The organism is Streptosporangium sp. NPDC000095, from assembly GCF_042899335.1.
Classification (GTDB): Bacteria; Actinomycetota; Actinomycetes; order Streptosporangiales; family Streptosporangiaceae; genus Streptosporangium.
In genome coordinates, this window is sequence record NZ_JBIAZS010000003.1 from 74,928 (window position 1) to 91,994 (window position 17,067).

General features: G+C 70.2%; 13 protein-coding genes. 11 read left to right on the forward strand and 2 right to left on the reverse strand.

Going from position 1 to position 17,067, the window contains the following annotated elements:
* Positions 1–225 precede the first annotated feature (225 nt).
* The gene (locus ACFY3V_RS08670; protein WP_389771418.1) at positions 226–3,171 is read left to right on the forward strand and encodes a glycosyl hydrolase; all 2,946 of its coding nucleotides are present in this window, start codon (positions 226–228) and stop codon (positions 3,169–3,171) included.
* A 6-nt stretch (positions 3,172–3,177) separates the two neighbouring features.
* Here ACFY3V_RS08670 and ACFY3V_RS08675 read toward each other — a convergent pair whose 3' ends face one another.
* Positions 3,178–4,074, reverse strand: coding sequence for a hypothetical protein (locus ACFY3V_RS08675; RefSeq protein WP_389771421.1), 897 nt, complete (start codon positions 4,072–4,074; stop codon positions 3,178–3,180).
* 342 nt (positions 4,075–4,416) lie between these two features.
* Here ACFY3V_RS08675 and ACFY3V_RS08680 point away from each other — a divergent pair, with 342 nt between their 5' ends.
* From ACFY3V_RS08680 to ACFY3V_RS08705, 6 genes are all read left to right on the forward strand, one after another.
* On the forward strand, positions 4,417–5,484 hold the full coding sequence (locus tag ACFY3V_RS08680) for a hypothetical protein (RefSeq protein ID WP_362901537.1): 1,068 nt from the start codon (positions 4,417–4,419) through the stop codon (positions 5,482–5,484).
* A gap of 250 nt (positions 5,485–5,734) precedes the next feature.
* Positions 5,735–6,691 (forward strand): TIGR03885 family FMN-dependent LLM class oxidoreductase, encoded by a 957-nt coding sequence (locus ACFY3V_RS08685; RefSeq protein ID WP_362901539.1) that lies wholly within the window; start codon positions 5,735–5,737, stop codon positions 6,689–6,691.
* A 335-nt stretch (positions 6,692–7,026) separates the two neighbouring features.
* Positions 7,027–7,497, forward strand: coding sequence for an ATP-binding protein (locus ACFY3V_RS08690; RefSeq protein WP_350944949.1), 471 nt, complete (start codon positions 7,027–7,029; stop codon positions 7,495–7,497).
* A 270-nt stretch (positions 7,498–7,767) separates the two neighbouring features.
* A complete protein-coding gene (locus ACFY3V_RS08695) occupies positions 7,768–9,069 on the forward strand; it encodes an MFS transporter (RefSeq protein ID WP_362901542.1) in 1,302 nt (433 codons plus the stop codon).
* Between the two features lie 178 nt (positions 9,070–9,247).
* On the forward strand, positions 9,248–10,411 hold the full coding sequence (locus tag ACFY3V_RS08700) for a M20 family metallopeptidase (protein ID WP_350944953.1): 1,164 nt from the start codon (positions 9,248–9,250) through the stop codon (positions 10,409–10,411).
* A 252-nt stretch (positions 10,412–10,663) separates the two neighbouring features.
* Complete coding sequence (locus ACFY3V_RS08705; RefSeq protein WP_350944954.1) at positions 10,664–11,077, forward strand: VOC family protein; 414 nt, start codon at positions 10,664–10,666, stop codon at positions 11,075–11,077.
* A gap of 64 nt (positions 11,078–11,141) precedes the next feature.
* On the opposite strand, the gene ACFY3V_RS08710 is transcribed toward ACFY3V_RS08705, so the two are convergent.
* Complete coding sequence (locus tag ACFY3V_RS08710; RefSeq protein ID WP_389771429.1) at positions 11,142–13,433, reverse strand: hypothetical protein; 2,292 nt, start codon at positions 13,431–13,433, stop codon at positions 11,142–11,144.
* A 649-nt stretch (positions 13,434–14,082) separates the two neighbouring features.
* Here ACFY3V_RS08710 and ACFY3V_RS08715 point away from each other — a divergent pair.
* From ACFY3V_RS08715 to ACFY3V_RS08730, 4 genes are all read left to right on the forward strand, one after another.
* Positions 14,083–14,715: a hypothetical protein gene (locus ACFY3V_RS08715; RefSeq protein ID WP_389771432.1), complete on the forward strand. Its 633-nt coding sequence runs from the start codon at positions 14,083–14,085 to the stop codon at positions 14,713–14,715.
* A gap of 73 nt (positions 14,716–14,788) precedes the next feature.
* Complete coding sequence (locus ACFY3V_RS08720) at positions 14,789–15,346, forward strand: SdpA family antimicrobial peptide system protein (RefSeq protein WP_389771436.1); 558 nt, start codon at positions 14,789–14,791, stop codon at positions 15,344–15,346.
* On the forward strand, positions 15,340–16,503 hold the full coding sequence (locus ACFY3V_RS08725; RefSeq protein ID WP_389771438.1) for a sporulation-delaying protein SdpB family protein: 1,164 nt from the start codon (positions 15,340–15,342) through the stop codon (positions 16,501–16,503). Before ACFY3V_RS08720 ends, ACFY3V_RS08725 begins: the two co-directional genes overlap by 7 nt.
* Complete coding sequence (locus ACFY3V_RS08730; protein ID WP_362901553.1) at positions 16,500–16,961, forward strand: DUF393 domain-containing protein; 462 nt, start codon at positions 16,500–16,502, stop codon at positions 16,959–16,961. Before ACFY3V_RS08725 ends, ACFY3V_RS08730 begins: the two co-directional genes overlap by 4 nt.
* Positions 16,962–17,067 lie beyond the last annotated feature (106 nt).

Here is a 17,067-nt window from a genome sequence, read left to right on the forward strand (position 1 = left end):
AGGCGGGCGATGTGATAGGTGGGCGGACGAAATGATGGCACCGCGCGGTAGAACGCCCTATTTTTCTGGGCTTACGCCCTCCCGCCTGCACCTCCGTCCTTTACCTACTCGTTACCAACGTGAAACATTGACTGACGTGACGCATCCCGTTACTTTTCGGTGAGAGAGCGCTCTCTCGTATCGGTCAGCTTCAGAGCCCGATTCCTCTCCCCGGAGGCACCCCCTATGGATCCCTCGATCCGGACCACGGGTCCGGACAGTGCGCACCCCCGCGAAGGACGACTCGCCCGGTCGGCGGCCCGCCTCAGGACCCGCCGTCGCCGCCTCGCCGCCGGTGTGGTCGTCGCGATGGTGGCCGGGCTGCTCGGCCTCGGCGCCGCCCGCTCCGCCGAGGCCGCCACGGTCGGCGCCGGCAGCTACGCAGACACCCTCCCCGCAGGACGCTCGCTGCCGACCGGCTGCGGCTCCATCTCCACCAACCCCCGCCAGTGGGTGACGTCCAACGCCCCCGCGGGGGCCGTGCCCACCAACGACTGGTGGTCGTCGATCCTCTACAAGAAGACCGACTGCGCGTACGGTGAGCCGCTCCACGCGCACCCGATCTCGTACGACACCTTCGGCAACGGGCTCGGCTTCTCCTACAACACCACCCCCGCCATCAGCGGCACCGCGACCGGCGTCGGCGAGTACCACTACCCATACGTCGAGAACATCCGCGTCGGCGTCGCGGGCCTGAACTCGCCGGACGTCAAGGTCGACGGCTGGAGCGACTGGACCGTCACCCCGTACTGGAGCGGCGGGGGCCGGACGATGAAGGCCACCATCGGCCACGGCCTGCCGTTCGCGTACTTCCAGATCACCGGCGGCAACGCGCAGATCACCGCCGCGGGCACCCCCACGGTGTGGTCCAACAGCGGCGCCACCATCGGCTTCACCGTCGGCGGCCGTGACTACGTCGCCTACGCGCCGACCGGAGCGACCTGGTCGGTGAGCGGCACCACGATCAGCTCCTCCCTCGCGGGCAAGGACTTCTTCTCCGTTGCGGCGCTCCCCGCGGGCGGCGACCGCGCGGCGCTGGCGAGCACCTACGGCCAGTACGCGCACGCGCACGTCACCGGCACCCGTGTCTCGTACGCCTACAACCAGTCCGCGAGCACGCTGACCACGACGTACGCCTTCACCACCACGGCGAGGCAGGGCAGCCAGACCGGCACGGTCATCGCGCTCTACCCGCACCAGTGGAACTACCTGACCGGCTCGACGCCGCTGGCGCAGACGTACGTGTCGGCGCGCGGGCAGATGAAGATCGTCACCGGTACGCAGTTCAGGACGACGATGAAGTACACCGGCGTCCTGCCCGAGGTCCCCGCGGTGGCCGACAGCTCGGGGGCGGACCTCACCACGGTCACCAACCAGCTCAACGCCGAACTCGGCAACCCGATGGACATCCGGGGCGACGACACCTACTGGACGGGCAAGGGCCTGGGCCGGGCCGCCCGCATCGCGGAGATCGCCGACCAGCTCAACCTGACGTCGGTGCGCACCGCCGCGCTGAACGCGATCCGCACCCGCCTCAACGACTGGTTCACCGCCTCACCGGGCAAGACGACCAGGGTCTTCTACTACAACCAGAACTGGGGGACCCTGCTCGGCTACCCGGCCTCCTACGGCTCCGACCTGGAGCTCAACGACCACCACTTCCACTACGGCTACTACATCGCCGCCGCCGCGACCCTCGCCAAGTTCGACCCCAACTGGGCGAAGGCGAGCCAGTACGGCGGCATGGTGGACCTGCTGATCCGCGACGCCAACAACTACGACCGGTCCGACACCCGCTTCCCGTACCTGCGCGACTTCGACATCTACGCGGGCCACGACTGGGCGTCGGGTCACGGCGCGTTCGGTTCGGGCAACAACCAGGAGTCGTCGTCGGAGGGCCAGAACTTCGCCAACGCCCTCATCCAGTGGGGACAGGCCACCGGCAACACCGCCGTCCGCGACGCGGGCATCTTCATCTACACGACCCAGGCCGCGGCGATCCAGGAGTACTGGTTCGACGTGCGCGACCAGAACTTCCCCGCCGCCTTCGGCCACAGCACGGTCGGCATGGTCTGGGGCAGCGGCGGCGCGTACGCCACCTGGTTCAGCGCCGAACCGGAGATGATCCAGGGCATCAACATGCTCCCGATCACCGGCGGGCACTTCTACCTGGGCGACAACCCCGCCTACGTGAACACCAACTACGCCGAACTGGTACGCAACAACGGCGGGCCGCCCACGGTGTGGCAGGACATCATCTGGCAGTTCCAGGCGCTGGGCAACGGTGACGCGGCCCTGGCGAACCTGCGCGCCGCCGGAGGCTACACCCCGGAGGAGGGGGAGAGCAGGGCGCACACCTTCCACTGGATCCGCAACCTGGCCGCCCTCGGCACGGTGGACAACTCCGTCACCGCGAACCACCCGCTGGCGAAGGTGTTCAGCAAGAACGGGGCACGCACCTACGTCGCGTCCAACATCACCGGGAGCCCGCTCACGGTGACCTTCTCCAACGGCACCGTGCTCAACGTCCCGGCGGGCAAGACGGCCACCTCCGGCGCCTTCACCTGGAGCGGCGGCAACGCGGGGGGCGGCACCACGAACCCCGACCCGACCCCCACGCCGACCCCCACCCCGACGCCGACCCCCACCCCGACCCCGGGTGTCTTCGCCGCGACGCGCTACCTGCAGAGCGGCGGAGGGCTGACGGGCACGACCGGTACGGCGGGCAGCGTCACGCTGGCCGCCGCGAACGGCAACCACGACGGCGTCCCGACCAACGCCCAGGTCTTCACGGCGACCGGGCTCACCGCCAACCGCAACGGCGGCACCACCGCGTTCGACCTCTTCCTGGACTCGGGCACCGCGGTCGCGAACGGCACCCAGGTCAGGGTCTCCTACGACCTGACCGGCGACGGGAGCTGGGACAGGGTGGAGACCTACGCCTACTTCGCGACCGACCCGGTGACCGGCTGGGAGCACTACACGCAGGGGGGCGGCCCGCAGTCCTCCTCGGGCACGCTCGGCAACCTGTCGAACGGCCGGGTGAGGGTCGAGGTCTGGAACGCCATCGGCACCAACACCGTCAGCCTCGGTGTCGGTAACCGGTCCTTCGTACGGCTGCCGTTCGGCTGATCCCCCTCAGCCGATCCGCGAAGGGACGGCCGGGAGCGTGAGCCCCCGGCCGTCCTCGCCTGCCGCGAGTGAGCGCGGCAGGCCGATCGCGTTCGAGGGCGGAATGACGCCCGACTCCAGGACGGCCGTGGTCAGCGGGTGGAGCAGCAGGGCGAGCTCGGAGGTGCGCTCGTCTCCCAGGGCACGCCACGGGGTGGCGGCCGCCTCGTCGGTGAGCCGCTCGATCCGTCCGCGCTCCCGCGCGCCCTCGGCCGTCAGGACGCCGGAGTCGTCGACCCATCCGCGCTCGCGCAGGGCGGCGGCACCGGCCTCCCACTCCTCGTCGTCCCAGTGCCGTCCCAGGCGCAGCTGCTCCAGATCCGTCTCACCCGCCGCGACCTTGAGCAGATGGGCCTGGACGGGGGAGACGCCGTGGGCGACGAGGGCGGCCACGTGCCCGTCGCCCCGGTGCTCGCGCAGCGTGGTCGCGGCCTGCCAGAGCAGCAGGTGCGGCTCGTCGGGCGCGGGCAGCGCCTGGTTGGCCGCGCCGAGCACCCGGCCGGCGGTGTCGGCGAGCCGCGCGGCCTCCCAGGCGAGGTCGGCCGCCGCGCGCATGTCGTCCGATCCGATCACCTTGTCGGTGAGCACGTTCCGCAGCGCCGCTCCCGCCCCGTCGAGCCTGGCGCGCAGCACGTCGCCGGGGGTCGCGAACGTCCACGCGTCGGGGAGCGCCCTGGCGACCCTCGCCGGGGGGAAACCGTGGAAGGCCGCCGTGACGACGCCGGGACCGACCGGCCCGAGGGGCGCCGCCCTGGACGCGAAGTAACCCATCCAGAAACCGCGCATGCCGACCGCGTCGGACGCCGCCAACGCCTCGGGGGCGAAGTAGGTGACGGCGTGCAGGGGCTCAAGTAACTGCCACATGACACGCGGAACGTTCGGTTCGAGCTCCGGCACGGTCTCACACCCCGTCTAGGGATCCTGGCGGATCGGCTGTGCGTTGTTCATACGGTACTCGCAGGAACGACCGGGTGATCTCTGGGGGAGAAGACCGCCATCTGGTCGGAACCCTGACCTGATCTGGGAAGACGAAGTCATCTCACCCGTCAGGTTGGGTCTTTTCAAGGGGGGACGGGCGGGTTATCAAGAGCTCAGGACGAACTGTGATTCCAGACATTTCCGCTCACTTCGCTGGTTCCTCGGTCGCGTCCGATCGCCCAACCCCCCAAGCCGATGGAGTACGGCATGCCGCAGTTACGAAGAGTCATGATTCAAATCCTGTGTGTCATCGCGATGCTTGCCGCGAGCGTCACCGCGGCGGCAACGGGCGCGCAGGCCGCCGTTCCCAACCGGTGGGGTTTCGCGGTGGTCGACGTGACCTCCGGCGTCCCCGACATCAACCACCAGGCGGGCAGCTGGGCGCCGGGCTTCAACGTCACCGTCACCCCTGGCGTGGTCGGGCAGACGTACGTGAGGTTCCCGCAGCTCGCGATCAACGGCGGCGTCGTCCACGTCACGGCGATCTCCCAGAACGCCTACTGGTGCCAGGTGCAGAAATGGGGCCCCTCGGGATCCGACCTGCTGGTGGCGGTGCAGTGCTACCGGTACGGAGGGGCTCAGGTCTTCACCCCGTACAGCATCGTCTTCGAGCAGAGCACCGGCACCCTGCCCGCACCGCAGGCGTTCGGTTACGTGCACCACAACGGTGCTGGCATCGCCGACCAGTTCAACTCGGCCGGGGGCGTGAACACCGCCGTCCCCGGTGGGGTGGGCGTCTGGACGGTCACCCTGCCGGGCCTCGGCTCGGCGAGTGCCGCGGGAAACCTCCAGGTCACCGCGGTGAACCCCAACCAGCCCGCCCGCTGCAAGGTCGGCGCCTGGTCTCCGGGCGTGGGCGCGCAGGCGGTCCAGGTGCGCTGCCACAACGCGACGAACGTGCCGCTCAACACCGGATGGACCCTCACCTACCAGCGTGAGCGCGCCATCACCGGTGCGGCGATCCCGCCGAAGAACTTCGCCTACACCTTCGACACCAACCCGGCCAACCCCGGCCCGTACGCGCCGACGCCCGCGGGTCTGAACTACAACTCCCAGGGGGCCACGAACACGATCCAGAGCGCGGGACTCGGTCTGCGTCTGGTCACCTTCCCGAAGGTCGGGCTCCTGCAGGACCAGGTCCAGGTCACCGCGTACGGGCCGGGCCCCGAGTTCTGCAACCTGCAGAGCCTGTGGAACACCAACGCCGGCAATGCCATCGTGCGCAACGTCGCCTGCTACGACGCGGCCACCCGCGTCGACCGGCTCTCGTTCGTCACCTACACGTCGGCCTTCTGAGGCCCGGGTGATGTCCGGGTGAGGCCGAGCGCGGTACCGTCCGTGACCTCGGGCGGTACCGCGCTTCCCGTCCGGCCCGTTCCCCCGTACGCCTCCGGCCTGTTCATCGGTACGGCTTCGGCCCTGCCATCCGTCCGAGCCGGTCACCCGTCAGGATCCGGCCCGGCCGCTCACGTGAGAGGCTCATCCGTACGGCCAGGTCGGGGGCGTGTGCCCGAATGGACGGCCTTCTCCCGGGTAGCCGGAGGCGATGACGACTTATGGCTTCCATTCCTCACACGAGCAGATCCACCCGGCAGAGCTTCTGAAAGCCGTCACCCAGGCCGAGCAGGCGGGGTTCGGGGCGGCGATGTCGTCGGACCACTTCTCCCCGTGGAGCGAGCGACAGGGGCAGTCGGGGTTCGCCTGGTCCTGGCTGGGCGCGGCGCTCCAGGCCACGAACCTGCCGTTCGGCGTTGTGAACGCCCCCGGCCAGCGCTACCACCCCGCGATCATCGCCCAGGCGATCGGCACCCTCGGGGCGATGTTCCCCGAGCGCTTCTGGGCCGCCCTCGGCACGGGCGAGGCGAGCAACGAGCACATCACCGGTGACCGCTGGCCGCGCAAGGAGCTTCGCACGCGGCGTCTGCGGGAGTGTGTCGACATCATCAGGGCGATGCTGGCGGGGGAGGAGGTGAGCCACGACGGCCTGGTGACCGTCGACCGCGCCCGGTTGTGGACCCGGCCCGAGGTCCCGCCGAAGCTGGTCGGCGCGGCGGTGAGCGTCGACACGGCCCGCTGGTGCGCGGAGTGGGCCGACGGCCTGATCACCGTGGGAGGACCGGTCGACCACCTGCGCGAGGTCATCGGCGCCTACCGGGACGCCGGAGGTAAGGGGAAGGTGGCGCTCCAGGTTCACCTCAGCTGGGCCGAGAGTGACGACGAGGCGATGGCCATCGCCCACCACCAGTGGCGAAGCAATGTCTTCTCCCCGCCGGTCAGCTGGGATCTCGACACCCCCGAACTCTTCGACGTGGTCTCCGCGGACGTCTCGTCCGAGCAGATCGCCGAGGTCGTCAACGTCTCGTCCGACCTGGGCTGGCACGCCGCCAGGATCAACGAGTACGCCGACCTGGGCTTCGAGGAGATCTATCTGCACCATGTGGGCCAGGAGCAGGCCCCCTTCATCGACGCGTTCGGCGCGAAGGTCCTTCCCCAGCTGCGCTGACGTGGTCGCGGCCCTTCCAGGCGCGTTGGTCCGGGAGGGCGGGGGACAAGGGCACGGACGGGTTCACGGACGGATTCACGGAGGGAGGGGCGGGGCGCGGGCGGGTTCACGGACGGAGGGGAACCCGCCCAGGTGGTGTGGCGTGGTGTCCGGTAAGGGGTGGTGATGACTCCTGCTGGGGTCTGTGGCCCCATCCTCCCCAAACGTCACGAAACGCACTGACTTATCGTCACTCTTACGACATCTAATAGAAACAATTAGGAGGGAATCAATTCCCAGACGTGACCGGATGTTCTACATTTGTCATGGGAGCGCTCCCATCAGAAGGAGGCGCAGTGTCTCTCCAGCACAACTCATCCGCGGCGGCCCTCGAGGTCGCCCACGAGTACGTAGGCGAGTGCCTGCTGCCCGCCGTCCCCGCGAGCGTGCGCGACGCCCGCTCGCTGGTTCGCCGGGAGCTCTCCCTGTGGGGCGCTGACGATCTCATAGACGACTGCATGCTGATCGTGAGCGAGCTGGTCACCAACGCCGTCAGGTACGGCGGCGCCGCGTGCGCGCTGCGCATCCGAGGCGGCGAGAACCTCGTCCGCGGTGAGCTCTTCGACCCCGGGGCGGGAGTTCCCCGCATGTGTGCCCGCGACATGGACGCCACCAGCGGCCGGGGCCTCCAGATCGTCGACTCCCTCGCCGACGACTGGGGCGTCGCCCATCCCGCCACCGGAGGAAAGATCGTCTGGTTCGTGCTCGGCCTGCCCGCCTCCCCCCGCTCGCATTCCGCCGTCGCCCCGGTCCTGCAGCTCAAGTAGGCGCCACGCGCCCCGAACCGCCCGGCCGCCCGGGGAACGCGCGGCCCAGGAGCACGATCGTCCGCCGGGGGTGAGAGGCCCGCGGCCCAAGACAGCCGTCCGCCAGGTGTGAGATCCGCCGCCCAAGGTCGCACGGCTGTCCGACCCTCCCGATGACCTGGTGTTTTCGCGCGCCGGGGGTGGGTGTCCCGCGGTGTCGGCGCGCCCCGTAGTGTGCGGACGATCGCCCCCCAGGGCGATCGGCCCCCCAGGGAGAGAAACGCATCACCCATGACGACGTACGACCACACCCGCCGCGCCTGCTACACCGGATATGTCACCCAGGCCATCGTCAACAACCTGGCCCCCCTGCTGTTCATCGTGTTCCAGACCCGCTACCAGTTGCCGCTGGAGATGCTCGGGCGCCTGGTGCTGCTCAACTTCGCCACCCAGCTGGTCACCGACATCGTGGCCGTGAAGTTCGTGGACCGGACCGGTTACCGCGTCCCGCTGGTGCTGGCCCACGTCCTGTCGGCGCTGGGACTGATGCTGCTCGCGGTGGCCCCGGCCGTGTCGCCCTCCCCGTACCTGGGACTGTGCGTCGCGATCGTCGTCTACGCCGTCGGCGGCGGCCTGCTGGAGGTGCTCGTCAGCCCGGTCGTGGACGCGCTGCCCAGCCCGCAGGAGGGCAAGGCCGCGGCGATGAGCCTGCTGCACTCCTTCTACTGCTGGGGACAGGTCGCGGTGGTGGCGGGCAGCACGCTGCTGCTGGCCTGGATCGGCCAGGACGCCTGGCAGGTCCTGCCCGTCGCCTGGGCGCTGGTCCCGCTGGTCAACATGGTGGCGTTCCTGAGGGTGCCGCTGCCCGCGACCGTGCCCGACGAGCACCGCACCTCCCTGCGGGCGCTCTTCGGGGCTCCCGCCTTCGCCGCCGCCCTCGTGCTGATGCTCAGCGCGGGCGCGGCCGAGCTGACCATGTCGCAGTGGTCCTCCCTCTTCGCCGAGGAGGGGCTGGGAGTCTCCAAGGTGTGGGGCGACCTGGCGGGTCCGTGCCTGTTCGCGGTCCTGATGGGCATCGGCCGCATCGTCTACGGCCTGTGGGGTGAGAAGATCCCGCTGGTGCCCGCTATGGCCTCGTGCGGCGCGCTGGCGACCGTCTGCTATCTCGTCGTCTGCCTGTCCTCCAACCCGGTGGTCAGCCTCATCGGCTGCGCGGTGTGCGGCCTCGCCGTCAGCCTCCTGTGGCCGGGTACCTTCAGCCTCGCCGCGGCCCGCTTCCCCCTCGGCGGCGCGGCGATGTTCGGCGTGCTCGCCGTCTTCGGGGACGCCGGTGGCGCGGCCGGCCCCTGGATCGCCGGGGCCGCCGCGGACGCCTCCGCCGCCGCCGGCGGGTTTCTCGCCACCCTGTCGGCCGCGCTCCCCGACGACGGCGGCTCCGGTCTGCGCACCGGCATCCTCGTCGCCGCCGTCTTCCCGATCACCGTCGTCGCCCTCACCCTCGCGTACGCCGTCCGGGGGAGGAACGCGGGCACAGTAGCGGGCACGGCGACGGGCGAGGCGCCCGGTGAGGTGGAGCGGCCGATCGGCGGGTGAGCCGGCGGGGATATTCGGGCATGACATTTCCTTGGGAACGGCCCCGCCTCACCCATGCACCATGAGAACGGCACCACGCACAGCAGAGGGAGATCCATGATCGGCACCCACGTCCGCGCGCTCGCACAGGAGGGCGCGTGAGGGTCGGCCACGACGCACCCCGGTCCGGGGAGGGGCGATGAACGAGGTTCGTGAGCGGCTCCGCGCCGCCCTGCACGCCGAACTGCCCGCCGCCTTCCAGCTACGGCGAGAACTGCATGCCGAGCCCTGCGTCTCGGGAAAGGAGGAGCCGACCCTCAAGCGTGTGCTGGACGCGCTGCCCGAGGGCAACGCGATGGAGCGGGTGGCCGTGACCGGCGCGCTCCTGCGGGTCGGCGGCGAAGGGCTCGCCGTCGGGGTACGCGGAGAGCTGGACGCCCTGCCGATCCCCGAGGAGACGAACGTTCCCTGGGCCTCGCGCAACGGCGCGATGCACGCCTGCGGCCACGACGTGCACCTCGCGGCCCTGGTCGCGCTGACCAGGGCGGTCGACCGGGTACGGGCGCCGGCGCCGATGGTCGCGGTGCTGCAGCCGCGTGAGGAGACCCCTCCCTCCGGTGCCAGGGACATCGTCGAGTCGGGCGCGCTGCGCAGGAACCAGGTCGGCGCGATGATCGCGGCACACGTCCAGCCGGTGCTCGGCGCGGGTGAGACGGCCTGCACCCCCGGCGCGGTCAACGCCTCCTCCGACGAGTTCGCCGTCGTCGTCCGCGGGCAGGGCGGGCACGCGGCCTACCCTCACCTGTCCAGTGATCCGGTTCTCGCGCTCGCCCAGATCATCGTGGCCGCGCAGCAGCTCGTGAGCCGCGACGCCGACCCGATGACGCCGACCGTGGTCACCTTCGGGACCGTGTCGGCGGGCAACGCCCCCAACGCGATCCCGGGACAGGCCGCGGCGCGCGGCACCCTCCGTACGATGTCGGAGCCCTGGCGCCGGCAGCTGCACCACCGCTTCCGCGAGGTCGTCGAGGGGGTCGCCCGCGTCCACGGCTGCGAGGCGGAGGTACGGATCGCGAACGGGGAGCCGGTGCTCGTCAACCACGCCCGGCTCGCCGAGGAGACCGGCCGCATCCTCGTCGAGGTGGCCCACCACATGCCCGCGACGCTGCGCTCCTGCGGCGCCGACGACTTCGCCCACTTCGCGTCGGTCGTGCCGTCGCTGATGCTGTTCGTGGGCACCGACACGACCTCGGGGCTGCACAGCCCGTACTTCCTGCCGGGAGACGAGACCGTGACGGCGGTCGCCGAGAGCCTGCTCGCCGCCTACCTCGCCGCCGCGCGGGTGATCGGCGCGGACACCTGAGCGGGCGTTCCCGGCGTGGGCTCCGAGGTCGGCGGCGGTTGACAGCCGCCACGCGGGCCTGTAGAAAGCCGAATGACCATAAATCGAACAGGTTGTCGAATGGTGGACGCCGACCGGCTCGACCCACGTTCGCGGGACTCGCCGGTCTGAGGAGGCGGGCGAGGTCGCGGTGACGGGGCCGGTCGTGCCGTCGCCGCTGTGAGCCGACCGGCCCCCTTCGCAGCAGGGGCCGCCGACAGAAGGAGCGAACTCGTGAACTGGACCCTGGAAGTGGTCGTGGTCCCGGTCAGTGACATCGACCGTGCCAAGGACTTCTACGCGGAGAAGCTCGGCTTCACGGTGGACCACGACACCCGGATCGACGGCGGCCCCCAGTTCGTCCAGCTCACCCCTCCGGGATCCGGTTGCTCGATCGTCCTGGGGAAGGGGTTCGTCGCCATGGAGCCGGGCTCGCTCCAGGGGCCGCAACTGGTGGTCTCCGACGTCCACGCGGCCCGCGCGCACCTCGTCGAGCGAGGTGTGGAGGTGAGCGAGGTCCAGGTGCTGGGCCCGTCGGGCGCCCGCCCGAGCCGTGAGGGCGACGACCTGAACAACGTGGGATTCGTCTTCTTCAAGGACCCGGACGGCAACGGCTGGGCCGTGCAGCAGATAACCTCCCGCGGCTGATCGGTTCCACGGCCGCGGGAGCGCTCGTCCGGGAGTCCACGACCCCTCGAAGGCCACGGGGCGGTCAGTTGGTACGGGTGTTGGGGAGGTGCCCGCCCAGGTAGCCGATCCAGATCTTGCCGGTGGCGCCGCCGGAGTCGTCGTGGAAGTACATCCGGGGCGCGGGATAGCCCACCGGCCGCAGCTTGACGTGGGACTCCATCAGGACCTGCCCGCCGGGGCTCACCTCGGGCGGGACGGCGAAGGTCCGGCGATCGCTGAACTTGGCGCGGGTGACCACGCTCTTCGACTCGCGCATGGACAGCATCCCGGTGGGGATGGTGCGGCGCCCGGGGGAGCCCTGGGCGCACCAGTCGTAGAAGCCGCCCGCGAACTCCCCTCCGGACCGGGCCCTCGCGAAGTCCTCCAGGGCGCGCAGGGAGTCCCAGGCCTTCGCCGCCCAGGTCCGCGACTGGGCCGGATGGTCCAGGTCCAGTCGGGCGGCGGGACCGTCGGTGTCGCCGACGACGATGTGGCGCAGGCTCTGGCGGGCCTCGATCAGGACCTCGATCAGGCTGGCGGGTTCGAAGACGGGCACCTCCTCGTTCACGCCGTACACGGGCTGGCCCGCCTCCGCGAGCCTCGCCTCCAGCCAGCGGACCCGCTCGGTGAGCTTCCTCGCGTTCGTGACGGCCTCGGCGTACTCCTCGGTGAGCAGCCGATGCTCCTCGCGCAGGCTCCTGGTCCGCGTGGCCGACCGCTCGCTCCCCTCCTCCGTGACGGATCCGTCGATGTGACGTCCGTTGCCGTGCCCCCGGGATTCGACGACATCGCCATGCCCTCCCGTGCCGTCGCTCCGGAGGTGCGTGAGGTCGCCATGCCGCCCGGCGACGATGTCACGCTGTTCCGCGACGATGTCGCGCAGGCCGGAAAGGTGCGCGCCGAGCGTGCGGATCTCGCGCAGCACCCGCTCGGAGTCACCGTCGGAATCACCGCCGGCGGCCTGTGACGACGTGGCGAGCCCCAGTGCCGTCTCCAGCTCCCCGCGCAGTTCCTTGACCACCATGTCCGCGACCACCTGGGCGATCTCCTCCGTACTCGACGCCGGGACGCCCGCCGAGGTGGTCGTTCCTGTCTCCGTGGGCTTTACGGGTTCCAGGGTGGCGGTGGGTTCCTCCGAGCCGGGAGCGGGTTCGGAGTCCTCGGCGGTCCCGGTGACCGAGGCGGGGGTGGTGGGAGCGGGGAGCACGACGGGCGCGGGACGCCGGGTCATCGCCATCATCCGCCGCCGTAGCTCCTCACGAGCGGCATCGGTCTTGGCGGGCCGGGGCGCGGCGGCCTCGGAGATCTCACTCAGTTCGGCGCGTCCGGCGAGCACGCGGTAGACGACGCCGAGCGTCCGCCGGACGTCGTCGGGAAGCTCGCGATGGACGGTCGCACCGACCGCTCCGGTGGCGATCAGGTCTAGGGCGGCGACACCCTGTTCCCGGATCATGGCGGCGCCCATCGGCGGATGCCTGCGGGGGTAGGGCTCCCCGGCGGGGTCGAAGGGGGCGAGATAGGTGCGGATCCCGCCGCCGAACACCCCCAGCTCCTTGCCCATCGCCTTGTTGAACCGGTTCTGGGTGCGCAGGTCGGCGAGCCGTACGACCAGGCTCGCACCGGTGACCGCACCGGCCAGATAGTCGGCATGGGTCCGCACGCCCTCCGGGTTCTGCGGATCCACGGAGAGGACGAGGATCGGCACCCTCCGGAGAGGCTCGGTCATCACCGGGACGAACCGGTCCAGGTCATCCTCGTGGAGAACCAGCGGGCCGTCCTCCAGGTGGATGCCGCCGTCGCTGATCCGCGCGGTGCGCAGGTATGCGGGGAGGAACCCGGGCGCGCTCGCTGTGGGCGGTTCTCGCCTTTCCGCTCGCCCCGGCTCGTGCTTTCCGTTCCGGTACGACCCTGGTGCATGTCGTCCTTTTTCTGGTTTTCCATTCTGCTGAGACACCGGTTGGTGTCGTTCCGTTTCGTGCTTTCCGTTCTGGTACGGCGCCGGCCGGTGCCCTTCCGGGTCGTGTCCCTCGTGCCGGTCCACGGTGACGATGACCCAGCCGGTCATGCCCGCGACCGACTCGGTGTAGGTCACCCTGGTCTTCAGGTGCCCTTTCCCGTACGGCTCGTCCAGCGTGTACCGGCCGCAGTCGCCGCGCCGTTCCATCGTGAGCCGTGCCCGGCCGGCCTCGGCCTCGACCATCGCCCGCGCGGCACCCGGGGGCGGGAACCCCTTCTGCTCGACCCACTCCGAGAAGGTGCGGCGCAGCCGGATCGAGATCGGGGCGACCGGGTCGCGCAGCACCGCCTGGTATAACCGCGTTACATTCGACGCCATAGTCACGACACCTCATATGTCATCAACCTGGGGGATGTACGGCTCACTTCCGGTAAAAGGACGTCAGTCGTACGGGGTTGGATGTCAGCCGGGCTCCGCAGGTTCCAGCGGGGGCAAAGTGCGCCGTAAATGCTGTTTTAATGCGGAATTAGGCTGTATATGACGTAAATCGGGTTCAAGGGCTTCGTGTGCTGCCACAATCAACCGACTTTGTCACACCTCAGTGTGACGACATCCTGACGCGGTGTCGCGGTCTTTCCCGAGGTCGCAGCTGAGCGACCATCCGGAACGGCCGCCCGCGCGGGGCCTTTTCCCGGTCGAGAAGAATCCGAAACGGACACCGTCGTCGACGACGGCATGGAAACCCGCCGAGCCGCGGACCGGAGCGGGCCGGTGTGGTTCGGGCTGGTCCGACCGGGCTGGGCTGGGTTCCAAGTGATTCACTGGCGAGGGCGGCGCCGTTCCAAGCGCACGCCAAATCGCCTGTGACACCCTCCGTCGAAGCGGCGAAAAGTCCGTGGAGACAATGGCCGGAATCCAACCTCTTTTGCGCCGGAATGTCGCGGACCGTAGGAAAAGGCTCCTGTCGCCGGCCAACGAGCTCACATCGGGATTCCGGGCGCCGTCTCACGTTCGTGGAAGGAGTTCGATGCGGGTATCGAAGACGGTTCTGGCGGCGTTGGCCGCGGGGTTGGTGGCCGGTGCGGTGGTGGTGCCGGTGCACGCGGCCGGTGCCAGTGCCGGTGCGGTCGTGGCCGGTGCTGGGGCCGTGGTTTCGGCGTATGACGGTGAGAGTGTCTATCGGGGTCTGATCCTGGGGATCGGGCCGGTGGCCGAGAGGTTCCCCGAGATCGTGCGTCCGGCCGGTGGGGTGACGGAGAAGCAGGAGGAGTTCGCCTCCGCGGTGGTGGCGGCGATCTCGAAGAAGGACCCGGCGTTCCTCGAATCGTTCGGCAGGGAGATGACCAGCGGCGACCGGGTCAGGATCGACCGGGCCTTCACCAGGGCGCAGAACCTCACCCGCGACGTGCTGGCCGAACGGTTCGGCTTCAAGGCCGACTCCACGGCCGTCGACCAGGCGGCCGGCCTGGCGTTCTTCGTGTACATGGTCTATCTCGGCAACGTCTACGAGATCGTCAACGTGTACAAGATGGCCAACGCCGTCCGCGAGTCCAATGTCTACGAGATCGAGAACTGGACCGAGTCCCTGGTGAGCAAGGACCTGGCCAGGCTCGACCGCGAGCGTTTCGTCGACCTCGTCGCCAAGCGGCTCGCCGCCTGATCTCCGGCCCCCACGCCCGGTTCCGCGCCGCGTCCGGCGCGGAACCGGGCCTTGAGAATCCACGGAGATTCCGTTGACCGAAACCGCCACGGCCAGGCGCCTCGGGTGGGCGCTCGTCGGCATTGTCGCCTTCTGGGGATCAGTGATCTTCTACGTGGTGCACACCCAGCTGCCGAGCAACGCCATCTCGCTTCCCGGGCAGGAGCAGCTGAGGCTGACCATCACCACCCTCACCCCGCAGGGGTGGGCGTTCTTCACCAAGTCGCCGCGCGAACCGCAGATCGGCGTGTGGCAGCCCGCGAACACCGGCGGCTGGCAGGACGCGCGACTCGGCCCGCACTCGGAACCGCGCAACGTGCTGGGCTTCAACCGGCGCTCCCGGGCCCAGGGGCTGGAACTCGGCATCATGCAGACCTCGGTTCCCGCCGACGGATGGACGGCGTGTGACGGCGGCGACGTCGCCTCATGCCTCGACCGAGCCACCAGCGCCGTGACGATAAGCAACATCGCGCCCAACCCCATCCACTGCGGTTCGGTGGGCCTGGTCCAGCGCGAGCCGCTGCCGTGGGCGTGGGCCGGGAGCGACACGGCCATGCCCGCCACGGTCGCCCGATTGGAGGTCACATGCTGACCAGAGCCGGTCTCGCCGTCGCGCGCCTCGCGCGGGTCTCGCCGTGGACGAACGTCTACGGCCTGGCCCGTACCCTGATGGCGCTCGGCACGCTGGGCACACTGCTGTTCAGTCACAGCACCTCGCTCTTCCGCCCCGCGCAGGGAATGCCCGACTTCCCCAACTGCTCGGGCATCGCCCAGGTCAGCGTCTTCTGCGTGGTCCCGAGCGACCAACTGGAGATCGCCCGCTTCCTCTCGGTCGGCCTGCTGCTGCTCGTGGTCATCGGCTGGCGTCCGAGGTTCACCGCCCTGGGGCACTGGTGGGTCACGGTGAGCCTGATGGCGTCGGCCACCATCCCCGACGGGGGCGACCAGATCAGCGCGGTCGTCACCCTGCTGCTGCTTCCCGTCGCGCTGATGGACGGGCGCAGGTGGCACTGGGGCCCGCCCGCCGACGTGAGCGGACGCCCGGTCCTGTCGTTCTTCGCCTGGACGACCTTCTTCGTGATCCGCCTGCAGGTCGCGGGACTCTACTTCCAGGCGTCGGTGGCCAAGCTGAGCCACGCGGAGTGGGCCGACGGCACGGGACTGTGGTACTGGCTCACCGACCCGTTCTTCGGCATGCCGAGCTGGATCAAGCCGTTGCTCACCCCGATCCTGGTCAACCCGATCGGCGTCACCCTGATGACGTGGGGGCCACTCGTCATCGAGTTCGCGATCGCACTCGGAATGATCGCTCGCCGACCGGTCCGGCCGTACCTGCTCGCCGCGGGTGTCGCCTTCCACATCTCGATCGGTGTGCTCATGGGCCTCGGAAGCTTCATGTTCGCGATGCTCGCCTGCCTGGTGCTCCATTTGCGCCCGGTCGACGTGCCGTTCCGGCTGCCCAGCCGCCTGCGGGTTCTCGCCCGGCTCGACCGCGTACGGGCGACCTGGCCGGTCCTCACGCGCCGTACGGACGCGACCTCGGGGGCCGCCTCCGCCGTTCCTGACGAGGTGACGGCCGTTCCCGCACCGCAGGAGGCGTCGGTCGCACCGCAGGAGGTGGTGGTCGGCGCCGCGTCTCCGGAGGCGATCACCGCCCCCGACCCCGAGGACGAGGCCGGGCGGACGTCTCCCGTCCCCGCCGTCCCCGCTCCGGCCCATGCGGGCCCGGCTCCCGAGGGGCGGCCGTGATCCCGGTGGGAACGCCCGCGCGCTTCCTGGTCTACGACGGCGACTGCGGATTCTGCGCGAACGCGCTGCGCACCCTGCGCCGTGTGCTCCCCGACTGGCCGGACACCTTCGCCTGGCAGGCCCTCGACCTCGCACATCACGGGCTCTCGCCGGAACAGGTGGCCGGAGCCGCCTGGTGGATCGAGCAGGGGAAGGCGCCGGCCGGTGGCGCGCGGGCCTTCGCCGCGCTGCTCGTCTGGCAGCGCTCGCGCGGATGGCGCGTACTCGGGAGGCTCATGTCGGTCCCTCCGGTGTCCTGGGCGGCACACCTGGTCTACGCGGTGGTGGCCAGGACGCGGCACCGCCTGCCCGGTGGCACCCCCCTGTGCTCGGTACGCGGCGAGAGCCCGGAATGGCGGGCCGGTCTGTCGGCGAGATCGGCGTCAGAGCGCCCCTCGCGCCGCGAAGGACGGTCGTGACGGTCATGACCGGGCCGGGCGTCGCCGGCCCGAGCTCGAAGGAGCCCTGTTCCGGCCGGTCGTACCGGCCGGGACACGAGTGGGTTCCAGGCTGAGCCCGGCGGGC

Coding starts and splice junctions, on each gene's coding strand:
- ACFY3V_RS08670 (WP_389771418.1), top strand. CDS start 226: ATGGATCCCTCGATCCGGACCACGGGTCCGGACAGTGCGCACCCCCGC.
- ACFY3V_RS08675 (WP_389771421.1), bottom strand. CDS start 4,074: ATGTGGCAGTTACTTGAGCCCCTGCACGCCGTCACCTACTTCGCCCCC.
- ACFY3V_RS08680 (WP_362901537.1), top strand. CDS start 4,417: ATGATTCAAATCCTGTGTGTCATCGCGATGCTTGCCGCGAGCGTCACC.
- ACFY3V_RS08685 (WP_362901539.1), top strand. CDS start 5,735: ATGACGACTTATGGCTTCCATTCCTCACACGAGCAGATCCACCCGGCA.
- ACFY3V_RS08695 (WP_362901542.1), top strand. CDS start 7,768: ATGACGACGTACGACCACACCCGCCGCGCCTGCTACACCGGATATGTC.
- ACFY3V_RS08700 (WP_350944953.1), top strand. CDS start 9,248: ATGAACGAGGTTCGTGAGCGGCTCCGCGCCGCCCTGCACGCCGAACTG.
- ACFY3V_RS08710 (WP_389771429.1), bottom strand. CDS start 13,433: ATGGCGTCGAATGTAACGCGGTTATACCAGGCGGTGCTGCGCGACCCG.
- ACFY3V_RS08715 (WP_389771432.1), top strand. CDS start 14,083: ATGCGGGTATCGAAGACGGTTCTGGCGGCGTTGGCCGCGGGGTTGGTG.
- ACFY3V_RS08725 (WP_389771438.1), top strand. CDS start 15,340: ATGCTGACCAGAGCCGGTCTCGCCGTCGCGCGCCTCGCGCGGGTCTCG.